22 protein-coding genes are annotated in these 23738 nt (G+C 72.1%); 9 read left to right on the top strand and 13 right to left on the bottom strand.

Going from position 1 to position 23738, the window contains the following annotated elements; translation table 11 throughout:
* Positions 1–186: 186 nt before the first annotated feature.
* Positions 187–657, bottom strand: a complete 471-nt coding sequence (locus ABIC70_RS03005) for a tRNA (cytidine(34)-2'-O)-methyltransferase (protein ID WP_043355337.1) — start codon at positions 655–657, stop codon at positions 187–189.
* A gap of 178 nt (positions 658–835) precedes the next feature.
* Here ABIC70_RS03005 and ABIC70_RS03000 point away from each other — a divergent pair, with 178 nt between their 5' ends.
* Together ABIC70_RS03000 and ABIC70_RS02995 are read left to right on the top strand one after the other, a co-directional pair.
* The gene (locus tag ABIC70_RS03000; protein ID WP_043355339.1) at positions 836–1339 is read left to right on the top strand and encodes a PRC-barrel domain-containing protein; all 504 of its coding nucleotides are present in this window, start codon (positions 836–838) and stop codon (positions 1337–1339) included.
* A 105-nt stretch (positions 1340–1444) separates the two neighbouring features.
* On the top strand, positions 1445–2026 hold the full coding sequence (locus tag ABIC70_RS02995) for an SCO family protein (RefSeq protein ID WP_043355341.1): 582 nt from the start codon (positions 1445–1447) through the stop codon (positions 2024–2026).
* Positions 2027–2053: 27 nt separating this feature from the next.
* On the opposite strand, the gene ABIC70_RS02990 is transcribed toward ABIC70_RS02995, so the two are convergent.
* Positions 2054–2695, bottom strand: a complete 642-nt coding sequence (locus ABIC70_RS02990) for a PilZ domain-containing protein (protein ID WP_043355343.1) — start codon at positions 2693–2695, stop codon at positions 2054–2056.
* Positions 2696–2925: 230 nt separating this feature from the next.
* Positions 2926–3525: a PAS domain-containing protein gene (locus ABIC70_RS02985; RefSeq protein WP_043379090.1), complete on the bottom strand. Its 600-nt coding sequence runs from the start codon at positions 3523–3525 to the stop codon at positions 2926–2928.
* Between the two features lie 350 nt (positions 3526–3875).
* Here ABIC70_RS02985 and ABIC70_RS02980 point away from each other — a divergent pair, with 350 nt between their 5' ends.
* Both ABIC70_RS02980 and ABIC70_RS02975 read left to right on the top strand, forming a co-directional pair.
* Positions 3876–4697: a rhomboid family intramembrane serine protease gene (locus ABIC70_RS02980; protein ID WP_354438838.1), complete on the top strand. Its 822-nt coding sequence runs from the start codon at positions 3876–3878 to the stop codon at positions 4695–4697.
* Positions 4698–4828: 131 nt separating this feature from the next.
* Positions 4829–5260 carry a CBS domain-containing protein gene (locus tag ABIC70_RS02975; RefSeq protein ID WP_043355353.1) on the top strand — a complete coding sequence of 144 codons (432 nt, stop codon included), beginning with the start codon at positions 4829–4831 and terminating at the stop codon, positions 5258–5260.
* A 179-nt stretch (positions 5261–5439) separates the two neighbouring features.
* Here ABIC70_RS02975 and ABIC70_RS02970 read toward each other — a convergent pair whose 3' ends face one another.
* The 4 genes from ABIC70_RS02970 to folE all read right to left on the bottom strand — a co-directional run bounded on the left by ABIC70_RS02970 (position 5440) and on the right by folE (position 9203).
* Complete coding sequence (locus ABIC70_RS02970; protein WP_354438836.1) at positions 5440–7011, bottom strand: alkaline phosphatase D family protein; 1572 nt, start codon at positions 7009–7011, stop codon at positions 5440–5442.
* A gap of 97 nt (positions 7012–7108) precedes the next feature.
* Positions 7109–8092, bottom strand: coding sequence for a patatin-like phospholipase family protein (locus ABIC70_RS02965; protein WP_043379096.1), 984 nt, complete (start codon positions 8090–8092; stop codon positions 7109–7111).
* Positions 8089–8511, bottom strand: a complete 423-nt coding sequence (gene hisI / locus ABIC70_RS02960; RefSeq protein WP_053609312.1) for a phosphoribosyl-AMP cyclohydrolase — start codon at positions 8509–8511, stop codon at positions 8089–8091. The genes ABIC70_RS02965 and hisI overlap by 4 nt, the downstream gene beginning before the upstream one ends.
* Positions 8512–8531: 20 nt before the next feature.
* Positions 8532–9203 (bottom strand): GTP cyclohydrolase I FolE, encoded by a 672-nt coding sequence (folE, locus tag ABIC70_RS02955; RefSeq protein WP_483129542.1) that lies wholly within the window; start codon positions 9201–9203, stop codon positions 8532–8534.
* Between the two features lie 386 nt (positions 9204–9589).
* On the opposite strand from folE, the gene ABIC70_RS02950 reads away from it, so the two are divergent.
* The 5 genes from ABIC70_RS02950 (at position 9590) to uraD (ending at position 11981) form a co-directional block, all read left to right on the top strand.
* Entirely contained in the window at positions 9590–10033 is a 444-nt protein-coding gene (locus ABIC70_RS02950; protein WP_043355362.1) for an iron-sulfur cluster assembly scaffold protein, read from the top strand.
* Between the two features lie 4 nt (positions 10034–10037).
* A complete protein-coding gene (gene yidD, locus ABIC70_RS02945; protein WP_075381141.1) occupies positions 10038–10376 on the top strand; it encodes a membrane protein insertion efficiency factor YidD in 339 nt (112 codons plus the stop codon).
* 253 nt (positions 10377–10629) lie between these two features.
* On the top strand, positions 10630–10800 hold the full coding sequence (locus ABIC70_RS02940) for a DUF3606 domain-containing protein (RefSeq protein ID WP_075381142.1): 171 nt from the start codon (positions 10630–10632) through the stop codon (positions 10798–10800).
* Between the two features lie 13 nt (positions 10801–10813).
* Positions 10814–11119 carry a DUF2934 domain-containing protein gene (locus ABIC70_RS02935; RefSeq protein ID WP_043379099.1) on the top strand — a complete coding sequence of 102 codons (306 nt, stop codon included), beginning with the start codon at positions 10814–10816 and terminating at the stop codon, positions 11117–11119.
* A gap of 352 nt (positions 11120–11471) precedes the next feature.
* Entirely contained in the window at positions 11472–11981 is a 510-nt protein-coding gene (uraD, locus tag ABIC70_RS02930) for a 2-oxo-4-hydroxy-4-carboxy-5-ureidoimidazoline decarboxylase (protein ID WP_043379102.1), read from the top strand.
* 40 nt (positions 11982–12021) lie between these two features.
* Here uraD and ABIC70_RS02925 read toward each other — a convergent pair whose 3' ends face one another.
* The 6 genes from ABIC70_RS02925 to ABIC70_RS02900 form a co-directional block, all read right to left on the bottom strand.
* Entirely contained in the window at positions 12022–13170 is a 1149-nt protein-coding gene (locus tag ABIC70_RS02925; RefSeq protein ID WP_236952758.1) for a methyl-accepting chemotaxis protein, read from the bottom strand.
* 267 nt (positions 13171–13437) lie between these two features.
* A complete protein-coding gene (locus ABIC70_RS02920) occupies positions 13438–16512 on the bottom strand; it encodes an Rne/Rng family ribonuclease (RefSeq protein WP_354438833.1) in 3075 nt (1024 codons plus the stop codon).
* Between the two features lie 672 nt (positions 16513–17184).
* Positions 17185–18513, bottom strand: a complete 1329-nt coding sequence (glcF, locus tag ABIC70_RS02915) for a glycolate oxidase subunit GlcF (RefSeq protein ID WP_043379110.1) — start codon at positions 18511–18513, stop codon at positions 17185–17187.
* Between the two features lie 148 nt (positions 18514–18661).
* On the bottom strand, positions 18662–19849 hold the full coding sequence (gene glcE / locus ABIC70_RS02910; protein WP_354438830.1) for a glycolate oxidase subunit GlcE: 1188 nt from the start codon (positions 19847–19849) through the stop codon (positions 18662–18664).
* 90 nt (positions 19850–19939) lie between these two features.
* Positions 19940–21442 carry a lipopolysaccharide biosynthesis protein gene (locus ABIC70_RS02905; protein ID WP_051045044.1) on the bottom strand — a complete coding sequence of 501 codons (1503 nt, stop codon included), beginning with the start codon at positions 21440–21442 and terminating at the stop codon, positions 19940–19942.
* Between the two features lie 124 nt (positions 21443–21566).
* On the bottom strand, positions 21567–23666 hold the full coding sequence (locus ABIC70_RS02900; RefSeq protein ID WP_354438829.1) for a methyl-accepting chemotaxis protein: 2100 nt from the start codon (positions 23664–23666) through the stop codon (positions 21567–21569).
* Positions 23667–23738: the final 72 nt, after the last annotated feature.

Here is a 23738-nt window from a genome sequence, read left to right as displayed (position 1 = left end):
GGCGATCCCCCGGAGCGCGGCAAGCTGCAGCGCCAAAAGGACTGCCCCTTCACGGGGGCGGATCACTCTGCCGACGGCCCCGCGCAGCCCGCACGGTCCGCCTATGGGATGGCGTCACAGTCCGCTGAGTGACGGTATCGGGTCGAACGCAGCCGTGCGCGCGGCCAATCCGGCCGCGTTCAGATTCTAGACGCCCGCCCGCGATGGCCCGCCCACCTGCCGCAGGGCCTCGCCGGCGATCATCGCGGCCGCAACCGCGACGTTGAGCGAGCGCAGGCCGGGCCGGATCGGCACCACGATCCGGGCATCGGCCGCCGCGTGCACCGCCTCCGGTACGCCGGCGGATTCGCGTCCCATCATCACGCAATCGTCCGGGCGGAAGGCGAAGTCCGTGTAGGGCAGGGCGCCCGCCGTGGTTGCGAGGACGAGCCGGATCCCGGCCTCGGCCCGCCACGCCGCGAAGGCCGCGAATGAGCGGTGCCGCGTGATCGCCACGTGGTCGAGGTAGTCGAGCCCGGAGCGGCGCAGGTGCCGGTCGGAGACATCGAAGCCCGCGGGTTCCACGATCTCCACCGCGAGCCCCAGGCAGGCGGCCATGCGCAGCATCGTGCCGGTGTTCTGGGGAATGTCGGGCTGGTAGAGGGCGAGGCGGAGCATGACACCCGCCTTGTGCGGGGTGGGGCCCGCGCCGTCAAAGGCCCGCGCCGACGACGCACAGCCGGCAAACCGCCGCGGCGGCCCCCGCCGACGCCGAGACCGGGCGGAACTTAAGCCCCGCCAGAACCTTGAGGCGGCGCCACCCCATGTTCGGCCCCCGTCTGAAAGACCTGCTCCGATGCGCACCCCGCTCCTCGCCTCGGCCCTCCTGCTGGCCGGCCTCGCCACCGCCTCGGCGCAGACCGACGGCACCAAGCCGGACGGCGGCAGCGCCGCGACCCCGGTTCCCGGCGCACCCGCCACCATGGCCGACAACCTGCGCCCGACCTTCGTGGCTCAGACCCCCGACGACATGGTCGCCAGCAAGCTGATCGGCTCCAGCGTCGTCAACGGCGCCAACGAGACGATCGGGCAGATCGCCGATTTCGTCCTCGACCAGAAGGGCGCCGTGAAGGCCTGGATCATCGGGGTCGGCGGCTTCCTGGGGATCGGCTCGAAATACGTCGCGGTCGACCCGTCCGTGCTCAAGCTCGACCGCACCGACGGCAAGACCCTTCAGGCACGGATCGACACGACCAAGGACCAGCTCCGGGCGGCGCCGGAATACGTCTATCTCGGCAAGGAGCCGCCGAAGGGCGCCGCTCCGGCGAGCCCCGCGGGGGAGCCGGCGCAGAAGCCCTGACCGCGCCGACGGCGCGGGGCCGGGCGGCCGGCGGCACCGCGCCGGCTTGCTTCCGCGCGCCGTTGTGTGCTGTGCCGGCCTCCCCCGGAGGTCGGAACCCGTCCCATGCGCCGCGCCCTCGTCCCGCTTCTCGCCTTCTGCCTCGGCCTCGTGGGCCTCACCGGGGCGGCGGTGTTCGCGTTCCTGCCCGACAAGGCGCCGGTGGGCGTACCCGGCGTCGGCGGCCCGTTCACCCTCGTGAACCAGGACGGACGCACCGTCACCGAGCGCGATTTCGCCGGGGCCACCCATCTCGTGTTCTTCGGCTTCACCCACTGCCCGGATGTCTGCCCGACCACCCTGCAGCAGATCTCCGCCGTGCTGGCCGCCCTCGGGCCGAAGGGCCAGGCGATGCGGGTCGCCTTCATCACGGTGGATCCCGAGCGGGACGATCCGGCGAGCCTGAAGACCTACCTGTCGAGTTTCGATCCGCGCATCACCGGCCTCACCGGGACCCCCGAGCAGGTCACCGCCACCGAGAAGGCGTACCGGGCCTATGCCCGCAAGGTGCCGGCCAAGGACGGCGACTACACGATGGAGCATACCGCCCTGGTGTACATCATGGACGCGCAGAACCACTTCCTCGGCGCCCTCGACCTGACCCGGCCGGCCGACGAGGTCGCTGCGCAGCTCGCCAGGAAGATCTGAGCGCGGTGCGGTCCGGCCGGGGACGCGCTACAGCGTCATCCCGGCATGGAAGCGGTCGGGGGAGAGGGGCAGCAGGAACTGCACGCCGAAGCCGCCCTCGAAATAGCGGACCAGCCGCCCCGGCGTGCTGCCCACCGTGACGGCGGCGCCGAGGGGCAGCGGCACCGGGCAGGAGATCGCCACGCCCGACATCGAGATGTCGATGAGGCGTGCCCTGATCTCGCGGCCGCTCTCGACGCGCAGGATCACGGCCGTGTTGGTCGGGACGAGACGCTCGTGCGAGCGCCCCTCCGGCAGCCCCAGCATCTCCCGGTTGGCCAGCCAGGTGAGCTGGGAGGCGAGCTTGTCCCGCTTGCGCGGCGTGGCGTTGAGCTGGACCGCAAAGCCGTCCGCGCAGGGGCGGGCGATCACGCCTTCGATCCGGCCGATATGCTCCAGGTAGAGCACCACGCGTTCGCCGACTTCGCCCTGCACCGCGCAGGTCAGCCGCACGCCGCCCGGCGACATGTCCACCGTCTGGCAGGGGTACTCCCGACGATCGGCCAGCATGTAGCGGCCGAGCACGGCGACCCGCACGCGCTGGTGCCGGCGCTGGTCGGCCGCACCGCGCGCCGGCTCGGGGGGCGCCCCGCGTCGATCTGTTCCGGCGGTGGCCGCGACCGCGATCATTCCGAGATAGGTCCTACGCCGAGATAAAGGCCGGTACAGACTAAGCTCGGACTGTTACGAAACCCTTTTTTCCTGCTTCTGCGTGTTTCGGCCCTGTAGAAGCATTCACTATCGGACGTTGCCTCGACGGGCGCGATCGACTTTCGCCGTGACGGTGTTCTCGGATTCCCGCGCGGATCCGCTCGTGGCAGCGAGCGTCATCCCAGTGAATCTTTGAATGAATACAATCCTCAGGCGCGTCCGCCGGCGTGGACGAGGAGGTGGCCGTGGCGCACCGGTCCGGGATAGGTGGCGCTCGTGCGCACGGCGGTGCGGGCGGGCGGCCCCGCCTCGGGACGGCGGCTGGGCAGGATGCGCAGGGAGGTTGTCTCGGCTTCCATCAGCGGGCGCAGGCCGAGCCAGTGCGGCGCACCGTCGAGGCTCAGGGTGCCGAGGGCGCGGACCTGGGTCCGGCCGCGGTGGCGCAGGGGCAGGAGCAGGAGTTCGAGGTCCGCCGCCTCGCCGGCCGCATTCGTGCCGCGCAGGCCCGCCACGACGCCGAGCGTGTCGCTGGCGACGATCTCGACGATCCGCCAGGGATCCGGGGCCCGGGAGCCCCAGAGCCGGGCGAAGGGCTCACCCTTCAGTTCACGGCCATACAGGGCGCAGACCCGCGTCCCTGCGAGCCGGATCGTCGCGGAACGGGCGAGCATGTCGAGTTCCAAAATCAGGCTGTCGGCGAGAAGGTGCCGGATCTCGCCCGGCTCGATCTCGGCGCGCTCCGGAGCAGCCCGCTCTCCGCGCAGGCGCTCCCAGTAGGCGTGGAGCATGCGGCTGGTGGGATGTTTCATCGGTGTCCCGATTCTCAACGCCTGTGGTTCATCCCCGGATCACTCTGGCACATCCGCGCGGGTGTGACGGGCCGATCCGGGCGCTCACCGCGTCTGGGCGCATGGGCCGTGCCGGCCCGGTGCGTCCGCGCATCGCTGGACCGACCGGCGACGCGCGGCCCGGGGGTTAGCGCGTCAGGGCCGGCGACACAATCGTCGCACCCCGCGCGGCGCTCAGCCGTCATCCGGGGCGGAACCGGTGCGAAGACAGATGGGCGCCGTGTGATGGACTGGTATCCTCTGCGTCTTTGCGAGCTTCAATACGTCGCCGGGGCTTGCCCAGTCGCGCCGTGCCCCGACATGGTGCCGCGATGGATGCCTCCCCCGACTTTCCGCGGCAGAGCCGCGTGCCCGTGTTCAACATGCCGGGGGTTGTCACCCTCGCGATCGGGTTTCTTCTGGCGATCCAGGCGGTGCGCGAGTTCCTGCTGCCGGACACCTGGGACATCCGCCTCGTCCTCGACCTGGCGCTGATCCCGGCGCGCTGGACCCTCTGGTTCGATCCCGGCCAAGCCACCGAGGTGATCCGCGCGGCCGCCGATACGGGCGATCCCAGCCTGGAGGCGGCCCGCGAGGCCTTCGCCCGCTACATCGTGGGCGAGCACGCCCTCCAGCCCTGGACGCTCGTCACCTACGCGCTGCTGCACGGCTCGTGGATGCACGTGATCTTCAACAGCGTCTGGCTCGCGGCCTTCGGCGCCCCGGTGGCGCGCCGCTGCGGCGCCCTGCGCTGGTGCGTCCTCGCCCTTGCCGGCACCGCGGCCGGGGGCCTGTTCCACATCCTGATCGATCCCCTGGGCGCCGGGCCGCTGGTCGGCGCCTCGGCGGGGATCTCGGCCCTGATGGCCGCCGCCGCCCGCTTCGTGTTCCAGCCGCCGGTCTCCGGCTACGGCGCGCCGGCCTGGCAGGTGCCGCCGGTCCGGCCCGCCGAGACGATCCCCGAATTGCTGCGCAACCGGACGGCCGTGTCGTTCCTGGTGATCTGGCTCCTGACCAACCTGCTCTTCGGCCTCGTCAGCATGCCGCTGGTCGGCGAGAACGCCGCCATCGCCTGGGACGCGCATCTCGGCGGCTTCATCGCGGGCTTCTTCCTGTTCCCCCTCGTCGACCCTCGGGAGCCGCGGCGGCACTGAGCACCTTGCCATCCGGCCGGATCGGTCACACACTCGCCACAATGTGAACGCGCCGGGCTCAACCCGGCCGAGAACGCAATCAGGGCGCCGCGGGCTGACGGCGTACCGGACGCGTCACAAGGGAGAGAGCCATGACCGTCGCACGCATCCTCGCCGAGAAGGGAAGCTCCGTCGTCACCGTGAGCCCCGACAAGACATTGGAGGACGTGATCCAGATCCTCGCCGACAAGCGGATCGGTGCCCTGGTGGCCGCCCATGCCGACGGGACGGTGGCGGGCATCATTTCCGAGCGGGACATCATGCGTGCGCTGGCCCGGCACGGAGGCTCGGCCTTCGACGCGCCGGTCTCGGCCCATATGACCACCGCGGTCACGACTTGCGGTCGGAGCACCACGATCGAGGAGGTCATGGCGCTGATGACCGACGGGCGCTTCCGCCACGTGCCGGTCTGCGAGGACGGGCGGCTGATCGGCCTGGTCTCGATCGGCGACGTGGTGGCGCGCAAGATCGCCTCCGTCGAGGCCGAGCAGCAGGCCCTGCGCGACTACATCACGATGGCGTAGGGGCGCGAAGCCTCACGTCTCTCGCGCCCTCCGCCCCCGGGCTTCACCGGTTCAGAGCAGGCCGGCGGTGCCGGAGCGCGACGCGCGCCCTCTCCCGCATGGGAGAGGGGACCTGCGCGCCTCCGCGTCGACGGACGAGCGGGCCGACAGCTCAAGCCCATGATCGCCCGCGGTCCGTTTCACGCCTTCATGGGATCGAGGGTGACGTGCCAGAGGTCGGTGTCGGCCGCGTCCTTGAGGGTCACGGTCATCTGCTCGGTCCGACCGTCCACCGCCACGTGGCCGAAGAACTGGTAGCCGGCGGCCGGCGACAGGTTCACCTGACCCTTGTCGGGCGCCTTCACGAAGCGCAGCTGCGGCCCGAACGTGTTGTCCAGGGCGTTCGGCCCGAAGGTGCCCGCGTGCAGCGGGCCGGAGACGAACTCCCAGAACGGGTCGAAATCCTGGAACTGCGCCTTGTTGGGGTCGTAGTAGTGGGCGGCCGTGTAGTGCACGTCGGCCGTGAGCCAGACCGTGTTGCGGATCCCCGCGCTCTTGATGAAGCGCAGGAGGTCGGCGATCTCCAGTTCGCGCCCCAGGGGCGGCCCGTCGCCCTGCGCCACCGCCTCCGAGCCGAAATTCCGGTCGACGTCGTAGGTCACCACGAGGCCGAGGGGCATGTCGGCGGCGATCACCTTCCAGGTCGCGCGGGAGTCGAGCAGCGCCTGCTTCAGCCACGCGAGTTGCTGCGGCCCGAGGAAGTGGGATTCGGGGCCGTACTCCGTCTGCTTGTTCTCGCCGTTCGGGCCCCGGTAGGAGCGCATGTCGAGCATGAACACGTCGACCAGCGGGCCATAGGCGATCTTGCGGTAGACCCGGCCGGGTTCCGCCGGCTCGAAGCGCATCGGCATGTACTCGTGAAACGCCTTGGCCGCCCGCAGCTGCAGGGCCAGGACGTTCGGGTCGGAGTATTTCTTCTTGAGGTGCTCGGCCCGGGTGAGGGGTTCACCCGGCCACCAGTTGTTGGTGACCTCGTGGTCGTCCCACTGCGCCAGGATCGGCACGGTGGCGTTCATCGCCAGCACGTTCCGGTCGGTGAGGTTGTACTTGTGCCGGCCCCGGAACTCCGCGAGCGTCTCGGCGGGCTTGGCCACCTCCTCGGTGACCCGGTTGCGCCACAGGCTGCCGTCGGGGAGCTTCACCTCGGACTGGATCGGCCCGTCGGCGTAGATCGTGTCGCCGGAATGGATGAAGAAGTCCGGCCGGTTCTTCAGGATGGCCGAGTAGATCGTCATGCCGCCGCGGGCCTCGTCGATGCCCCAGCCCTGGCCCGCCGTGTCGCCCGACCAGCAGAACGACACCGTGCGCCTGTCCGCCGGCGCGGTACGGAACCGGCCGATCTGAGCCGGTCCGACGATCGTCGGGGTGGCGATGTCCTGGAGGCGGACCCGGTAGAACACGTCCTGGCCGGCCGGCAGCCCGGTCAGGGCCACCTTCACGGTGCCATCGGTCTCGGGCAGGGCGTCGGCGAAGACGCCGCCGCGGATGTCGGAAAAGCTCTCGGTGGTCGCCCATTCGACGATCGCCCGGGCGGGCCGGTCGGAGCGCGCCCAGACGACCGCCGAGTCGGTGCCGACATCGCCCGATTGCAGGCCGTGTGTGAGGACCGGCCGGTCGGCGGCACGGCTCAGGCCGGGGCGCCCGAGGCCGGAGGCCAGCCCGACGAGGCTCGCGCCCCCGGACAGCAGGATCTGACGGCGACTCGTATACATTGGAAGCCCTCCAGTATGCAGGGCGCCCATCGCAGGCGGTCGCGACAGCCGGATGACGGGCGGGCACGCAGGCGGGCTGGATCGGGTCCCGACAGCCTCACGCCCGAGCCGCGGCACCTTCCAGCATAGTGCGGATCCGGGGCAGGGCGGCCCGGGCGGCGCGGTGCCCCAGAGCAATGCCCTCCGCGGCGCGGTGGAAATCGAACAGCCCGAAGGCGCCGAGATCCGGGCCGATGGCGACGTCCGGCGGGTCGCGTTCCAGCCGCGCCCGCGAGATCCGATCCTGGGTAGTGTTGAAGGCGTCGAGCACCACCCGGGCGATGCCCGGTACAGCGAGCTCGGGCTCGGGACGGTCGAAACCCGGCAGGCGTCCGCGCACCACCTGCAGAAGGCCCCGGCGCGGGGGCGGGTGCGGCGCCTCGCGCACCACCGGACCGCCGGTATCGCCGTTGAGGTTCACGCAGATGACCAGGTCGGCACCCAGCGCCCGGGCCAACGCCACCGGCACCGGGTTGACCAGAGTCCCGTCCATCAGCACGCGGCCCGCGTGGGCCACCGGTGGGAACAGGCCGGGAATCGCGTAGGAGGCGCGCACCGCATCCACCGCCGGGCCCTCGGTGAGGCTGATCTCGTCGCCGGTGCCGTACTCGGTGGCGACGCAGCCGAAGCGGATGGGCAGCGTCTCGATGCGGCGCGCGCCGAGATCCGCGGCGAGGCGCTGGCGCAGGCGGTTGCCGGCGATCAGGCCGGAGCCCGGCAGACGGGGATCGATGAGCCCGACGACGCGGCGCCGGGTCAGCGCCCGGGCGAAGGCTTCGAGCCGGTCGAGGCGCCCGGCCGCGTAGCAGGCGCCGACCACCGCGCCGATGGAGCAGCCCGCCACAACGGTCGGATGGATGCCGGCTTCCTCCAGGGCACGGATCACCCCGATATGCGCCCAGCCCCGGGCCGAGCCGCCGCCGAGCGCGAGCCCGACCCGCGGTCCGGCACTCGGCGACGGCCGGACCGGCTCGACGGTTCCGGGAAGGAAATGGGGATCGGCGGATTCGTCTTGCCACCGTGTGGCAAGAGGGTGGTTCATCGCCCGGCGGCCTTCAGGACGACCCGGCCGTCCGCCTCACGGACGACGCTGCGGTAGAAGCAGTCCCGCCGGCCGGTGTGGCAGCAGCCGCCGTCGCCCCCGACCTCGACGCGGATCAGCAGGGCGTCCTGGTCGCAATCGACCCGCATCTCGACCACGCGCTGGATCTGACCGCTGGTCGCCCCCTTGTGCCAGAGTTCGCCCCGCGAGCGCGACCAGTACCAAGCCTCGCCGGTCTCGAGCGTGCGCGCCAGCGATTCGGCGTTCATGTGGGCGAGCATCAGCACCCGCCCGTCTTGCGCGTCCACCGCGATGCAGGCGACGAGCCCGTCGCGGTCGAATCGGGGCGTGAGGGCCGTACCTTCCTCGACCTCGGCGCGGGTGCCGGGGGGAGCGAAAGCGATGTCGCGGGCAGTCATGGGCAGGTCGTCGCCTGAGGCTACTTGGCGCCGCCGCGCACCAGGGTCAGGAAGCGGACCTGCTCGTTGGCATTGTCCTTGAAGACGCCGCGGAACTGGCTGGTGATGGTCGAGACGCCGGCCTTCTGGACGCCGCGCATCGCCATGCAGAGATGCTCGGCCTCCACCATCACGGCGACGCCGCGGGGCTTGAGGATGCTCTCGATCACGTCGGCGATCTGGGCGGTCATCGTCTCCTGGGTCTGCAGGCGGCGGGCGAAGGTGTCGACCACGCGGGCGAGCTTCGACAGGCCGACCACGCCCCGGGTCGGGTAGTAGGCGATGTGGGCGAGGCCCATGAACGGCACCATGTGGTGCTCGCAATGGGAGTGGAACGGGATGTCGCGCACCAGCACGATGTCCGAGTAGCCCTCGACCTCCTCAAAGACGCGTTCGAGGAGCTTCTCGGCATCGACCCCATAGCCGCCGAACAGCTGCTCGTAGGCCTTGGTGACCCGGGCCGGCGTGTCGAGCAGGCCCTCGCGGGTCGGATCGTCGCCGGCCCAGCGCAGGAGCGTGCGCACGGCGGCCTCGGCCTCGGCGCGGCTCGGGCGGCCGGTCTCGATCCCGTCCGGGACGCGGGTGGCGGAAGCCGGCTCGGGCGCGACCTCGATGGGACGCCCGTCATCCACCGGCCGATTGTCATTGCGCATGCCGTTCAGCCCTTGCCCATCACTCCCGTTCCGGCCGAAACCCTGGCCATCGCCCTGGTAGGACAAGGATTTGAGCGCGGCATCCATGGCATCTCCGGCCCGCGCGATGCGGGACTTCATCGGGGTGCTGTCGGGCTTTGCGTACATCGTCGGATCGGGTCGGGCGTTCGAGGGAAGTTCCCGGGCTCGAAAAGGTTTCAAGCCGGCGCCCCGGGATGGTCTAAAGCCGTGAGCACCACCGTGGCCGTGGGCGCGACCCTGGTCGACGGCCCGCCTCCTCGCGAAGCGACCGTACGGCGCCTATATCATCGTTCGCGGGGCAACGCGCAATGCGCGATGCACGCGGCAGAGTCCCGATGGGATTGACGCCTCCGGTTGAGGACCCGATGCTCGACGATATCTACAACCGCCGTATCCTGGAACTCGCCGCCGATATCCCCCGGCTCGGTCGGCTGGAGAACCCGGATGCCAGCGCCACCGCCCATTCCCGCCTCTGCGGCTCGACCGTGACGGTCGACCTCGTCCTCGGCGAGGACGGCCGGGTGACGGATTTCGCCCACGAGGTGAGGGCCTGCGCCCTGGGCCAGGCCTCCTCGTCGCTGATGGGCCGGCACGTGGTCGGCACCACGGCGGAGGAGCTGCGCGGCGTCCGCGAGACCATGCGGGCGATGCTCAAGGAGAACGGGCCTGCGCCCGACGGCGCCTGGGCGGACCTCGCGGTGCTGGAGCCGGTGCGGGCGTTCAAGGCGCGCCATGCCTCGACGCTCCTGACCTTCGACGCGGTGGTGGACGCCCTCGATCAGATCGCCGCCAAGCGACGGGCCGCCTGAGGGCATGGTCCGGCGCGCCGCCCATTGGGCGATCCGCCTGTATCAGCTCACCCTGTCGGGTCTGATCGGCCGCCAATGCCGTCATTGGCCGAGCTGCTCCGAATACACCGACACGGCCATCGCCCGGCACGGGGTCTGGCCCGGCGGCTGGATGGGCGTCGCCCGGATCTGCCGCTGCGGCCCGTTCGGAACCCACGGGATCGATCTCGTGCCGGAGCAGCTGCCCGCGAGGGCAGCGTGGTACCGCCCCTGGACCTATGGCCGCTGGCGCGGCGTCGAGGCGCCGCCGTCACCCTTCGCCTGTGAGTCGGTGGCGGAGGGGCGTGGAGCGGACGCGCGGTGAAGGTCGCGATCCCGGCCTGTTTCAGCTGAAGCAGCAGGCGACGGGGTCGATGCCCAGGCGCCGAACAGCCCGCCCGCTCCGGCGTCTGGCCGCTCCGGCCCGTCACAGGGCCTTGTCCACCCGGTACGGGATACGGTCCGCGAGCCGGCGGCGCTCGCCGTGCGACCGGCCGCAACCGAAGGCTTCGACCCCGGTTGTCCTTGCGGAGAGCCCGGCATGTCCGCGGCTCACGGCGAACCGGAGCGGGCACAGAATGTCCACCGAATTCAGAGGCAAGACGCATATCGACATCTATGACCGCGCCATCCGCGAGGAGTGGGCACAGCGCTTCGGCGTCAGCGAGGAGCGGCTGCGCAAGGCTGTGACCATGGTTGGAAGCCGGATCACGAGCGTGGCCGCCTATCTCGACAAGCCGGCCTCCTGAGCGCGGTGGCATCGTGGACGTGCCCCCCGATTTCCGACCGCCTCCGGAGCTTCCGGCGGCGGTGACGCCGTCGGTCGAGCCCGGGCCCTCGTCCGGATCCGACGACGCTGTAACCCAGCCTCCGGCCCGGTCGCCCGATGCCCTCACGTTCGAGCAGATCCGCGAGCGGGCCTACGAACTCTGGGAGCGCAACCACCGGCCGGAGGGTTTCGAGATCGAGTTCTGGCTGCTGGCCGAGCGGGAATTGCGCAAGGAGCGGGAGCGTCGGAAGAGCGCGGATCGGCCGAACCATCCGGCATCCGGTTCGCCGCCGGCCTGAGCGGCGGTCTAGCGAGACCGGGGCATCATCCGCCATCGACCAGGCGGCGCGGGATGACAGCCCCCGGGATGAGGCCGCCCGGGCCGCGGCATCTGGTCGGCGGGGACGGCCTGTGCGAGATCGGTGGAGGGCCACCACAAGGTCGCGGGGGATCGCCCGCATGGCCGCGCAACGCGCAGGGCGCGATCTGCGCTGGGCCTTGCGCGGTCGCGCGCCATGAGAAACTTTCGGCCCCGAAGGCCCGGTCTCCACCGCAACGGGCCGTCCGCTCACCCGTGCGACAGGAGCCCCCGTTGAAGCCCTCCGTCCCCGCTGCCCGAGCCCGGCCCGGTGCGAAGACGGGACTGGTCGCGTGACCGGTCTCGCCGCCCTGAACGACATGGATGCGCCGGCCTTCGAGGCGCTCCTCGGCAGCGTCTTCGAGCATGCGCCCTGGGTGGCTCGGGCCGCTTGGGCCCGGCGGCCCTTCGCCGGCATCGCCGATCTGCACGCGGCGATGATGGCGGCGGTGCGTGCCGCCCCCGCCGAAACCCGCCGCGCCTTCCTGAACGGCCATCCGGAACTCGCCGGGCCCGAGGCCCGCGCCCGCAGCCTCACCGCGGATTCCGCGAGCGAGCAGGGGAGTGCGGGCCTCGACCGCATGGGCGAGGCCGACGCGCAAGCCTTCGACCGCCTGAATGCCGCCTACCGGGCGCGCTTCGGCTTCCCGTTCATCATCGCCGTGCGGGGCCGGGGACGGGCCGAGATCCGGTCCATCTTCGAGGCTCGGCTCGGCCGGGATCCGGCGGTCGAGGAAGCGACCGCGCTGGAGGAGGTCGCCCAGATCACCCGGATGCGCCTGGACCGCCTGATCACGCCGTGAGACGGCCTACGACGCGGCGGTCGCGGAACCGGCCCGGGTCTCAGGCCTCGATCGCCGACCGGGCCTCCTTCACGGCCGCCTCGAAGGCGACGAAGGCCGTGGTCGCCTGATCCCAGGCCTGGCTGCGCACGTGGCGGATCAGGGCGGCTGCCTGTTCGCGGGCCTGCGCCAGCGGCCGCTCGATGGCGGCGGCGCGCGTCGAATCGGCGGGGATCCCCTCCGGCGGCGTGTCGGTCGAGCGCATCCCGACCAGCGTCGCCGCGATTGCGCGGCGCCAGGCCGCGCAATCCGCCGAAAGGCGGATCACTTGCTGATCCGCGCTGGTCCCGATCTGGCGATCGAGCAGGGTGCGCCCCAGATCCTCGATCCGACTCAGCTGCGCCAGGGCGTCACCGATCTCCCGGCGCGCCTTGTCGGTGCCTTCCGCGATGCGGCCGACATTCTGGGCGATGTCGCCGGTGGCCTGCATCTGCTGGCCGAGGATCTCCGAGGCCTCGCGCATCTGCGCCGCCACATTCGCCACGGCGCCACTCTCGGCCTCGACGCGGGCATTGGCCCGCATCATCGCGGAGGCGCCGGCCTCGACGGCGTTGCGGCTGCGGGTCACCGCGGCCTGCATCGCCGCCATCTCCTCGCGCAGGCCGCTGACCCGCGCCCGGATCTCGTCGGTCGCCTTGGCGGTCTGCGCCGACAGCGTCTTGACCTCCGCGGCGACCACCGCGAAGCCGCGGCCGGCCTCGCCGGCCCGTGCCGCCTCGATGGTGGCGTTGAGCGCCAGCAGATTGGTCTGGGCCGAGATCGCCGCGATGGTGCCGGCCATCTCCTCGATCCGCAGGGCGGCGGTCGAGAAGCTGTCGAGCCGGCTGCCGATCTCTTCGGTCCCCTCTTCGATCCCGCGCATGCCTTCGGTGGCGCGGTGAAGGTCGCCCACGCAGGTGACGATACCGGCCCGGGCCGTCTCGGCAGTCTCGGCCGCCGAGGAGGAGCGGGCGGCGATCTCCCCCGTCGTCGCGGCGAGTTCCTCGCTCGCTGCCGCGATCAGACGGGCCTGCTCGGCGGTGCCGGAGGCGTCGTGGGTCATCCAGCCGATGGAGGTCCCGGCGTCGGAGGCGGAGGCAGACAGGCGCGCCAGGAGCGACAGCCACTCGCGATCGACGGTCGATTCGGGTTCGGGACGCAGAGGTTCCACGACCAGCGCCGCCGCCGGAATCGTGGACGGCGCAGGCGTTATGACCGGGGTTGCGACCGCGTCAGAAACGTGACGCTGCCGACGCAAACTGAACATGCGGGACACTCCGATATCCGAATCGAAGCGGACCCTCGCACAGAACCTTCAATCAATGGTGAAGGATAACCGGATCTGCCCGCCGCCGATATAGCACTCTGCGGAAGTGCAATCGGCGGCGCTGCCAGAGGTTGCGCCTCCAGATATGGATCTATCTGGAGGCGCAATGCTTCATTCGCCCGTCAGAGCGGCCTTGGTGCGCGACCACCAGCCCGCGCGCTTGGGACGGTCCGGATCGGCGGGCGGCGTCAGAACCACCGCCACGGGCTCCGCGGGGACCTCCGCCGGGCCAGCGGTCGCGGCGTCCGGCGCAGCGGCGGGCTCCCGGTCGGCCGGCGCAGGGGCTTCGGCTTCCGCCACCGGCAGATCCACGGCGGTCTCGGTGCGGCCGGCCGCCGGGGCGGCCTCGACCGCCTCCGCCACCGCCTGGGCGCTCACCGGCTCTTCCGCCGACAGGGCCACCGTCTCGCCCACCGCCTCGGGAACATCCTCCGTCTCGGCGGCGTCCCGCGTGCGGCCCTCGCTCCGTCCGCGACCGCCGCGGCGTCCGCGGCGGCGGCGGCGTCCGCCCTCGTCCTCGGCGCGGGCCGCCTCGTCGGGGCCGGCCACGGCCTCGTCGGTCTCCCCGGCCTCAGCTGCGACGGCCTCGGCCGGCGCCTCGGCTGCGGCCGGCTCCTCGCCGTCCCAGTCCTCGTCCCGACCGTCCTCGTCCGAGCGCTCGCCCTCCTGGCGATCATCGTCGCCGCGATCCTCCTCGGCGCGACCGTCCTGACGCCCGCCCCGGCGGCGGCGGCGGCGGCGCCGGCGGCGGCCTTCACCCTCCTCGCGCGTCGACTCCTCGCGCGTCTCGGCGCGGCCCTCCTCGGCCTCGCCCTCGGCATCCGCCTCGACCTCGGCCTCGACCTCGTCGGCCTCCTCGTCCTCGTCCTCGAACTCCGTGGTGGGCGAGATCGCCTGGGCGCGCACGCCCGTCACCGGACCCTCGGCGCGCTGAGCCGGCTCGCCGCGGTCGAGCTGGAAGGCCGCGGTGGCGGCCAGCCGCTCGTCGGCCGCGATCGTGATGGTCACGCCGAAGCGCATCTCCAACTCGCGCAGGTGCCCGCGCTTCTGGTTGAGGATGTAGAGGGCGACCTCGGTGCGGGTCCGCAGCACGAGGTTGTGGCTCGCCGACTTGAGCAACGCCTCCTCGATGGAGCGCAGGATGTGCAGGGCCACCGAGGCGGTGGCGCGCACGAAGCCCGAGCCGCCGCAATGGGCGCAGGGGATCGAGGAGGATTCGAGCACGCCCGTGCGGATGCGCTGGCGGCTCATCTCCATGAGGCCGAAGGGCGAGATCCGGCCGACCTGGATGCGGGCGCGGTCGTTCTTCAGGCACTCGTTCAGCTTCTTCTCGACGGCGCGGTTGTTGCGCTTCTCCTCCATGTCGATGAAGTCGATGACGATCAGGCCCGCGAGGTCGCGCAGGCGCAGCTGACGGGCAACCTCCTCGGCGGCCTCCAGGTTCGTCTTGAGGGCGGTGTCCTCGATGTCGTGCTCGCGGGTGGCGCGGCCCGAGTTCACGTCGATCGAGACCAGGGCCTCGGTCGGGTTGATCACCAGATAGCCGCCGGACTTCAGCGAGACGTGGCTGGAGAACATCGCGTCGAGCTGCTGCTCGACGCCGAAGCGGGCGAAGATCGGCGTCGGGTCGCGGTAGGGCTTCACGACCTTGGACTGGCCGGGCATCAGCATCCGCATGAAGTCCTTGGCCTCGCGGTAGGCGTCCTCGCCGGCGACCAGAACCTCGTCCAGATCCTTGTTGTACAGGTCGCGGATGGCGCGCTTGATCAGCGAGCCTTCCTCGTAGACCAGCGCGGGCGCCATCGAGGTCAGCGTCAGCTCGCGGACCGACTCCCACAGCCGCATCAGGTACTCGAAGTCGCGGGCGATCTCGGGCTTGGAGCGCGAGGCGCCGGCGGTGCGCAGGATGACGCCCATCCCTTCGGGCACCTCCAGATCCTGCACGACCTCCTTGAGGCGCTTGCGGTCGGCCGCCGAGGTGATCTTCCGGGAGATGCCGCCGCCGCGACCGGTATTGGGCATCAGCACCGAGTAGCGGCCGGCGAGCGACAGGTAGGTGGTGAGCGCCGCGCCCTTCGTGCCGCGCTCCTCCTTGACCACCTGAACCAGGATGATCTGGCGGCGCTTGATCACCTCCTGGATCTTGTACTGGCGGCGGTAGTGGCGGGGCCGCTCGGGGATCTCGGCCAGGGCGTCGCCGTTGCCGCCGACCTGGGCGATCTTGGGCTCGGCGTCGGGATCGTCGGAATCCTCGTCCGACTCGTCCTCATCCTCGTCGGACTCGTCCTCGTCGTCCTCCGACTCGTCCTCGTCCTCATCCTCGTCGTCGGATTCCTCGTCGTCCTCGTCGGACGCGTCATCCGCCTCGTCGGCGTCCGCCGGCTCGGCGGTCTCTTCCGCGAGGGACTCGGCCGGCGCTTCGGCGACGGTCAGCGCCCCCGCCACGGCGATGCGGGCCTCGGCCTCGACCGGGGCGTCCTGCTCGGCGGCGGCGTCGTCAGCGACCGGCCCGGCCATGTCGTGCGCCGCCTGCGCCTCGGCAGGGGCGGCCTCGGCGGGGGCAGCGTCGAACGGCGCCTCGGCCGCCGGCTCGGCGGCCTGCGCCGGCTCGTCCCGTGCCGGCTCGTCCTGCGCCACGGGAATGTCGCCGGCGGCGGTCTCGGAGGCGAGGGCCTCCCGCACGGCCTCGGGATGCTCGGCGAGCGTATCGGGCTCGGCGGCCGGATCGAAACCGGCTTCCGTCCGGATCTCGGCCTGATCCTCGGTCTGGGACGCCTCGTGCCCGTCCTCGGCGCTCACGGTCTCGTCGGCGCCGCGGGCGCGGGCCTCGGCGCGGCGGCCGCGGGAGCGGCGCGGCGACCGGCGGCGGCGCTCCTCACGCTCGCGGTGCTCCTCGGCGTCGCGGGCGTCCTCCTCGAGGAGCGCCTGCCGGTCGGCGAGCGGGATCTGGTAGTAGTCGGGGTGGATCTCGTTGAAGGCCAGGAAGCCGTGGCGGTTGCCGCCATACTCCACGAACGCCGCCTGGAGCGACGGCTCCACCCGGGTCACCTTGGCGAGATAGATGTTGCCGCGCAGCTGACGCCGGTTGGCGGCTTCGAAATCGAACTCCTCGACCCTAGACCCGTGGACCGTGACGACCCGGGTCTCCTCCGGGTGCATCGCGTCGATCAGCATTTTGTTGGCCATGTCGGACTCTCGGCATGGCGGCCGACGTCGTTCTCCGTGCCCGTGGTCCCGGCGGCGCCTCGCCCGACGTCAAACCTGTCGGGTGGGGTGCCGGCCTCGTCGCCGAGGCGGATGGGTTCGAGGGGAAATTGCCGTCAACCGCCGTTCGGCGCCCTGGGCGCCTGGGGTTGAAACAGGCCGGGAGGAGGGACGGACCGGTGCGACGCGCCTCTTGCGCCTCCGGGGCACGCGCAGCTCTATGCTGGGCCGTGCGTCCGTCCATCGTGGTCCCGACCTCGCGAAACAATCTCGGCCGATGGGGATCGGCCGTGAATTCTGGGGTGCGGCGGAGAAGCTCCGCCGCGTCGTGTGACACCTGCCCGATCACGGGCGACACCCGTCGCCGTCAGGCGGACCGAAACGGCCCGCCGCGACACCGCGACCGTTTTCGCAAGGAATTCGGTCACGTCCGCGGGCCGTTGCGGCGACCGGCGGGACCGGAGAGGGGTCCTCATCATTACAGACCGCTGTGCGGATTTGGCAAGGGTCAAGCGTGAATAGATGTCACGGGGCTGTCATGGCGCGCGAGGGCGGAGCCGCCGTCCCTGCGTGCGCGGTCCTGCGTCGTAGCGCATCCCCGGGGCCCGGTGCGTGCGCGCGCGATGCCGGGGCGGCGATCCGGCCGGGAGGATCCTATTCCGCCGCCGCGATCCGCGGTGCCACCCCGGCGAGCGCGGCGGGCTTCGGGCCGCCGGTCGCCCAGTCGAGCAGCTCGACCGTGTGGACGATCGGGATGCCGGTGCCCTTCCCGATCTGCGTGGCGCAGCCGATGTTGCCGGTGGCGATCACGTCGGGGCGCACGCGCTCGATGTTGGCGACCTTGCGGGCGCGCAGCTTCGCAGCCAGCTCCGGCTGCAGGATGTTGTAGGTCCCCGCCGAGCCGCAGCAGATATGGCCCTCGGGCACGTCCTTCACGGTGAAGCCCGCCCGCTTGAGCAGCGTCTTCGGCTCCAGCCGGATGCCCTGGCCGTGCTGCATCGAGCAGGCGGAGTGGTAGGCCACCACGAGGTCGTTCTCGGCCACCGGAGCGAGGTCGAGCAACGCCAGATACTCGGTGACGTCCTTGGCCAAGGACGACACGCGCCGCGCCTTCTCGGCATAGGCGGGGTCGTCGCGGAACATGAAGCCGTAATCCTTGATGGTCGTGCCGCATCCGGACGCGGTGACCAAGATCGCGTCGAGGCCCTTGGCGATCTCGGCGTCCCAGGCGTCGATCGTCTGCTTGGCATGGGCGTGGGCGGAATCCTCCTTGCCCATGTGGTGGGTCAGCGCCCCGCAGCAGCCCTCGTTGGCGTGCACCACCTCGATCCCGTGCCGGTTGAGCAGCCGGATCGCCGCCGCGTTGAAGTCCGGCCGCAGCACGCTCTGGGCGCAGCCGCGCAGCAGGGCGACGCGCTTGGTCGCCGGGCCGCCCGTCGGCGGGAATCGGCCCGGCCGGTTGGTCGGCTCGCGGGGCGGCATCCCGGCGGGCGCCAGGTCGAGCATGGCGGCGAGGCGGTTGCCGACCCGCGGCAGCCGCGCCACCAGCCCGCGGACCGGGCTTCCGAGCTTGGCGGCGGCGAGGGCGAGGCGGAACCGGTTCGGGTACGGCAGGACCTGGGCGAGCAGCGTCCGCAGGAACCGGTCGCCGGCCGGTCGCGCGTAGGTCTTCTCGATATGGGCCCGGGCATGGTCGACGAGGTGCATGTAGTGCACCCCGGACGGGCAGGTGGTCATGCACGACAGGCAGGAGAGGCAGCGGTCGATATGCTTGACCACCTCCTGCGAGGCCGGCTTGCCGCCCTCCAGCATGTCCTTGATCAGGTAGATGCGGCCGCGCGGCGAATCGAGCTCGTCGCCGAGCAGCAGGTAAGTCGGGCAGGTCGCCGTGCAGAAACCGCAATGCACGCAGGTCCGCAGGATCTTCTCCGAGGCCGCCATGGCGGGATCGGCGAGCTGGGCGGGGGCAAAATTGGTCTGCACGGTCTCTTCCTGCCTGCTCTCCGCCCCCCTTGCGGGGCGGAGTTCCGGGATCGCGGATCCCGCGTGGGGGTGGCGCAGGAGGCACCGTTGCGCCCGGTCCTCAGCCACCCCGTTCCTGGCCCCTCCCCGCGGGGGAAGGGGATGAACCTCAAACCTGCGCGTACATCCGGCCGGGGTTGAGCACCCCGGCGGGATCGTGCGCCGCCTTGATGCCGGCGGTGAGCCGCATCAGCGGCTCGGCCAGCGGCTGGAACACCGGCACGGCGGCGCGCACGGCGTCGGGGGCGCGGACCAGCGTGGCGTGGCCGCCCTGGGTCTTCACGGCCCGGCGCACCGCATCGGCGCCGGCATCGCCCTCGGCACCGGTGGCGAGCCAGATCAGGCCGCCGCCCCAGTCGAAGAACCAACGCGCGGGGCGCTCCGCCGCCACCGCCGCCGCCAGGGCCGGCCCGTGGGTCGGCGCGGTGGAGATCCGCCAGAGGGCGGCCTCCCGCGGCTCGGCGAGCGGCGCGGCGTCCCGCACGGACCGCCAGAGGGCGGCGCCGGCCTCGCCGTCCACGATCTCGGGCTGGCCGTAGCGCTTGAGCAGGCGGCGCAGCTCGCCCGTGCGGTAGTCGATGGAGTCGGAAAAGCCTTCGAGGCGCATCAGGGTCCGCGCCTCCGGGGCGCCGATCCCCGCCGGCAGATGCGCGGCGCCGGTGAGTTCGAAGGGCGAGCCGAGGGCCTCCGAAAGGGCCGTCACCGCCCGGGCATCGTCCAGCCCGGAGAAGACGAGGGTCGCCACGCGCTCGCAGGCCGGCAGCACCTTGAAGGTGACCTCGGTGAGCAGGCCCAGCGTGCCGTGGGCGCCGGCCATCAGCTTCACGAGGTCGAGCCCGGTGACGTTCTTCATCACCCGCCCGCCCGACTTGATCGCCTCGCCCCGCCCGTTGACGAAGCGCACGCCGATCAGGCTGTCCCGGGCCGCCCCGGCATTGATGCGGCGCGGGCCGGCATTGTTGATCGCCGCCACCGCGCCGAGGGTCGGCGCGCCGGAGCTGCCGTAGAGGCCGCGCAGGTCCATCGGCTCGAAGGGCAGCATCTGGCCCCGGGAGGCGAGCAGCGCCTCGACCTCGGCCAGCGGCGTGCCCGCCCGGGCCGCCACCACCATCTCGGCGGGCTCGTAGAGCGTGACGCCGGTCAGCGCCTTCGCGGAGAGCGTCGCGCTGTCCTGCGCGGGCCGACCGAGCCCCGCGGCGGTGCCGCCGCCCGCGAGCCGCAGGCGCTCGCCGCGCCCGGCGGCCGCCCGCACGATCTCCCCGGCCTCCGCCTCGGTGCCGGGCTCGTACACGCCCATCGTTTCCGTCCCGGTCCTGTTTGTATCCATTCCAGGACGGGTGTCGCCGGATCCGGCGGCGGATTCAAGCGGAGGTGGAGTCGCGGGGTTTCAGCGGGCGGGTTTCCTGTGCGGGGCTGCCGCGAAGGCGCCTGCCTGGGGCCTGGAACCCTGCTCCGCCGCCAGGGTCCGCGCGGGACGCAGACGCGCCAGGACCTGACGGCGCAGGCCGGCGATGTCGAAGATCCAGACCAGCGCCCCGTAGAGGGCCGTCCCGGCCGGGACCAGGACCGCCAGCGCGGTGGCGGGCGGCAGGTGCCGGAAGGGGGCGAGCGCGAGGCCCATCGCCGCGCAGGCGAGGGCCGCGACGCCGATCTCCCCCCAGGGCAGCACGATCCGCTCGGCGCCGGTGAGGGCGCGCCAGCCGAGCCACAATCCCGCGGCGGCGAGCCCGGCGGTCTGCGCCAGGGCGACGCCGATCCCGCCCATCCGGTCCGGCAGGATCAGAAGGCCGGCGCCGTTCACCGCGAGGCCGACCAGGGCGGCGGCGACCACCGGCAGGGTCCGGCGGCGGATCTGGAAGACCGGGTTGAGGGCGTAGAACATCATCGACAGGCAGAAGAGGCCCGGCATCAGCACGGTGCTGTAGGTCTCGAACGGCCCGCGATAGGCGTCCGGCACGACCAGTCCCTGGAGGGCCGGCAGCACCGCCCAGAAACCGACCGCGCAGGGTGCCAGCAGGGCGAACACCGTGCCGGCATTGGCGGCGACCTGCGCCTCGGCGGCGGCGCGGCCGCTCTGCTCCTCCGCCTGGACGGCGAGCTGGAACAGGAGCAGGTCGAGGGCGGTGCCGAGCGTCGTCATCGCGCGCGCGGTGACGTCGGCGGCCAGTGCGAAGTAGCCGGCCTCGGCGAAGCCGGCATGGCTGGCGATGGCGCCCCGGTTCACGAAGGCGAGGCACTGATAGGCGGTGTTGGCGGCGATGAGCGGCAGGCCGTAGCGGGCGAAGACCCTCCAGGTCGCCGACAGGCGCGGCCGTTCGAAGGGCGTGTGCGGGTCGCGCAGGGGGTGGCGCAGCAGGAGCACCGCGAGGAGCTGGCTGAGCCCCGCCGCCGCCAGCACCCAGGCCGGCTGGGGCAGCCACCACGCCGCCGCCGCCATCAGGGCGAAGGACAGGACGTTCTTCACCGCGACGAGGCCGAGATAGAGCTTGCCGTCGAACCGGGCCCGGGCGAGGGCCGCGTGGTAGTCGAACACGCCGATGCCGAGCGCCGCGAGGCCGGTTCCGCACAGGACCGCCTCGCGTCCGTCGGCGCCGCCGGCGAAGCCGAAGGCCCCGCACAGGGCGGCGGCGGCCAGAAGCAGCAGGCCGATGCGCAGATAGGCCCGGTCGAGCCCATGGCGGATCCACGGCTCGTCGACGCGCACCCGTCCCGAGTAGAACCGCGTCGCCGAGAGGCGCAGCCACTCGAACAGCACCGTGTTCAGCACGATGGCGCCGGTGGTCGCGAGGGCGAACCGGCCGAAATCGGCCGGCCCCAGCAGCTTGGCGATCAGCAGGCCGAGGACGAAGTTGAGCCCCGCATTGATGACGAAGGCGGCGATCACGGCCATGGACGGCGTCTCATGCGCGGCGGGGTCGCCCCGCCCGTTCCCGCGCTGTAGCGCGCGAGCCGTAAGACTCCCCTAACCGGGCGAGATCGGGGCGGAGACCCGCGGGGCCTCCGACACCGTCCGGTCAGGCGGCCCGGACGGTGTCGAGGAAGCGCGTGACTTCGGCCGTGAGCGTCGCGGATTGGCGCGACAGCGCGGACGCCGCCGCCAGCACCGCGTCGGCGGCCCGGCCGGTCTCCTCGGCGGCCCCGGCGACGCCCAGGATGGTGCTGGTCACCGCACCGGTGCCGACGGCCGCCTGCCCGACATTCCGGACGATCTCCCGGGTGGCCGATCCCTGCTCCTCCACCGCCGCGGCGATCGCGTTCGCCACGCCGCTGATCTCCTCGATCCGCCCCGTGATCGCGCCGATCGCCGTGACGGCCCGGCCGGTCACGCCCTGGATGCCGGCGATCTGGCCGGCGATCTCCTCGGTCGCCCGCGCGGTCTGCGCCGCCAGCGCCTTCACCTCGCTGGCGACGACCGCGAAGCCCCGGCCGGCCTCGCCGGCGCGGGCGGCCTCGATCGTCGCGTTGAGCGCCAGCAGATTGGTCTGGCCGGCGATCGCCGCGATCAGCCCGATCACGTCGCCGATCCGCGCGACCGCGCCGCTCAGGTCCCGGACCAGCGTGCCCGTCTGTCCCGCCTCCGAGACGGCCCCTTGGGCGAGCTTGGTCGATCCCTCGACCTGCCGGCCGATCTCCTCCACGGAGGCCCCGAGTTCCTCGGCCGCCGCCGCCACCGTGTTGACGTTGGCGGCGGCCTCCTCGGCGGCGGCCGCCACGGTGCTGGACTGGCTCGCGGTCTGGGTCGCGGTGGCCGTCATGGTCTGGGCCGTACCCTGCAGGGCGGTGGCCGAGTCCGAGACCTGAGCGATGATGCCGCCGACCGTCTGCTCGAAGCGCTCGGCCATCGCCCGCAGGTCGGACCGGCGCCGCGCCTCCGCCGCCAGCCGCGCCTCGGCGGCCTCGGCTTCGAGCTGGCGGCTGCGGATCAGGTTGTCCTTGAACACCTGGACGGCCCGCGCCATCGCGCCGATCTCGTTGCGGTAGGCGCGCGCCGGGACCATGGCGGAGGCGTCCCCGTCCGCCAGCGCCTGCATCGTCGCCGTCAGCGCCCGGAGCGGGCGCAGCACGCCGCCGAACAGGGTCCACAGGCCGAGGGCCACCAGCAGGATCACCGCCAGCAGCGCCGCGACGCTGTGCACGACGTCGGTCCGGGCCGCGTCGGCGAGAGTCTCGGCGCGCGCCACCATCGCGTCGAGGGCCGCGTCGCAGAGGGCCACGAGGGAGCGCTGGTTCTCGGTGTTGCGGTCGCGCAGCTCCGCGAAGGTGTGGCGCGGGGGCGTGTGCGTGCTGAGCGCGTCGAAGACCGCCTGCGCGATGGCCTTGGTGTCGCCCTCGAAATTGTCGGCTTTCGCCTGCTCGAACGCGGCCCGCACTGTCTCCGAGACGTCGGTCGCGGCCTCGGTCGTGCGCCGCCACGCGGACAGTAGTTCGGTCCGCTCCTCAGCCGCCGCGACGGTCTCGGGCAGGGACCACGACGTTCCGGCGATCAGGGAGGTCTGCACCCGCACCGCGACGTTGCCGCTGGCGACGCGCGTGTCCCAGGCCGCCTGTTTGAGGGCGAGATAGCGCTCCAGGACGGGATCGGACCGGGGAATGGCCGCGTCGACCGCCTTCAGCGTGGCCGTCAGGGCCTCGAGCAGGTCCTGGAAGGCGGCCATCGCGGCGTCCCGCAGCGCCGGCTCACGACGGGCCTTCGGCAGCCTGAGGGCCGCGTCGATGCGGGGGCGCAGGGCCGCCATCGCCTCCTGGGCCGCGTTCAGGCGATCGAGCGTCGCGCTGACCGTCGGCTCGGCCAGATCGCTCAGGCTGCGCTGAGCCTGGCGGTAATTCTCGATCAGCGCCTGCCGGCTGCCCGCGATGGTCGACAGGGTCTTCGCGTCCGCGGGCGCCTCACCCCCGAGGGCGAGGGTCGATCCGCGCTCCAGCCGCAGCGGCAGGATGGTCCGGAGGAGTCCCTGGCTCGCCTGCGTTAAGGTCACCGCCCTGGCCGCACCCATCGCCTGCGCCCGCTCGTCGATGAGTGTCCTGGTGGCGTTGGCCAGCGCCATGCAGGCCATGATGACGATCACCAGGGACAGCAACGTCCGGATCGAGAAGCGCCCCAGCCAGCGAATCATGGGTAAAGTCTCAAGGTCTGCGATGCTTTGTCTTAAAACGTTAGGTTTTGTCAGGCAATCGGCGGATCATGT

The sequence above is a fragment of the Methylobacterium sp. 1973 genome, assembly GCF_040545035.1.
Classification (GTDB): domain Bacteria; phylum Pseudomonadota; class Alphaproteobacteria; order Rhizobiales; family Beijerinckiaceae; genus Methylobacterium; species Methylobacterium fujisawaense.
The sequence above is the reverse complement of the archived record's forward strand: the minus strand, read 5'-3'. Positions and strand labels throughout refer to the sequence as shown.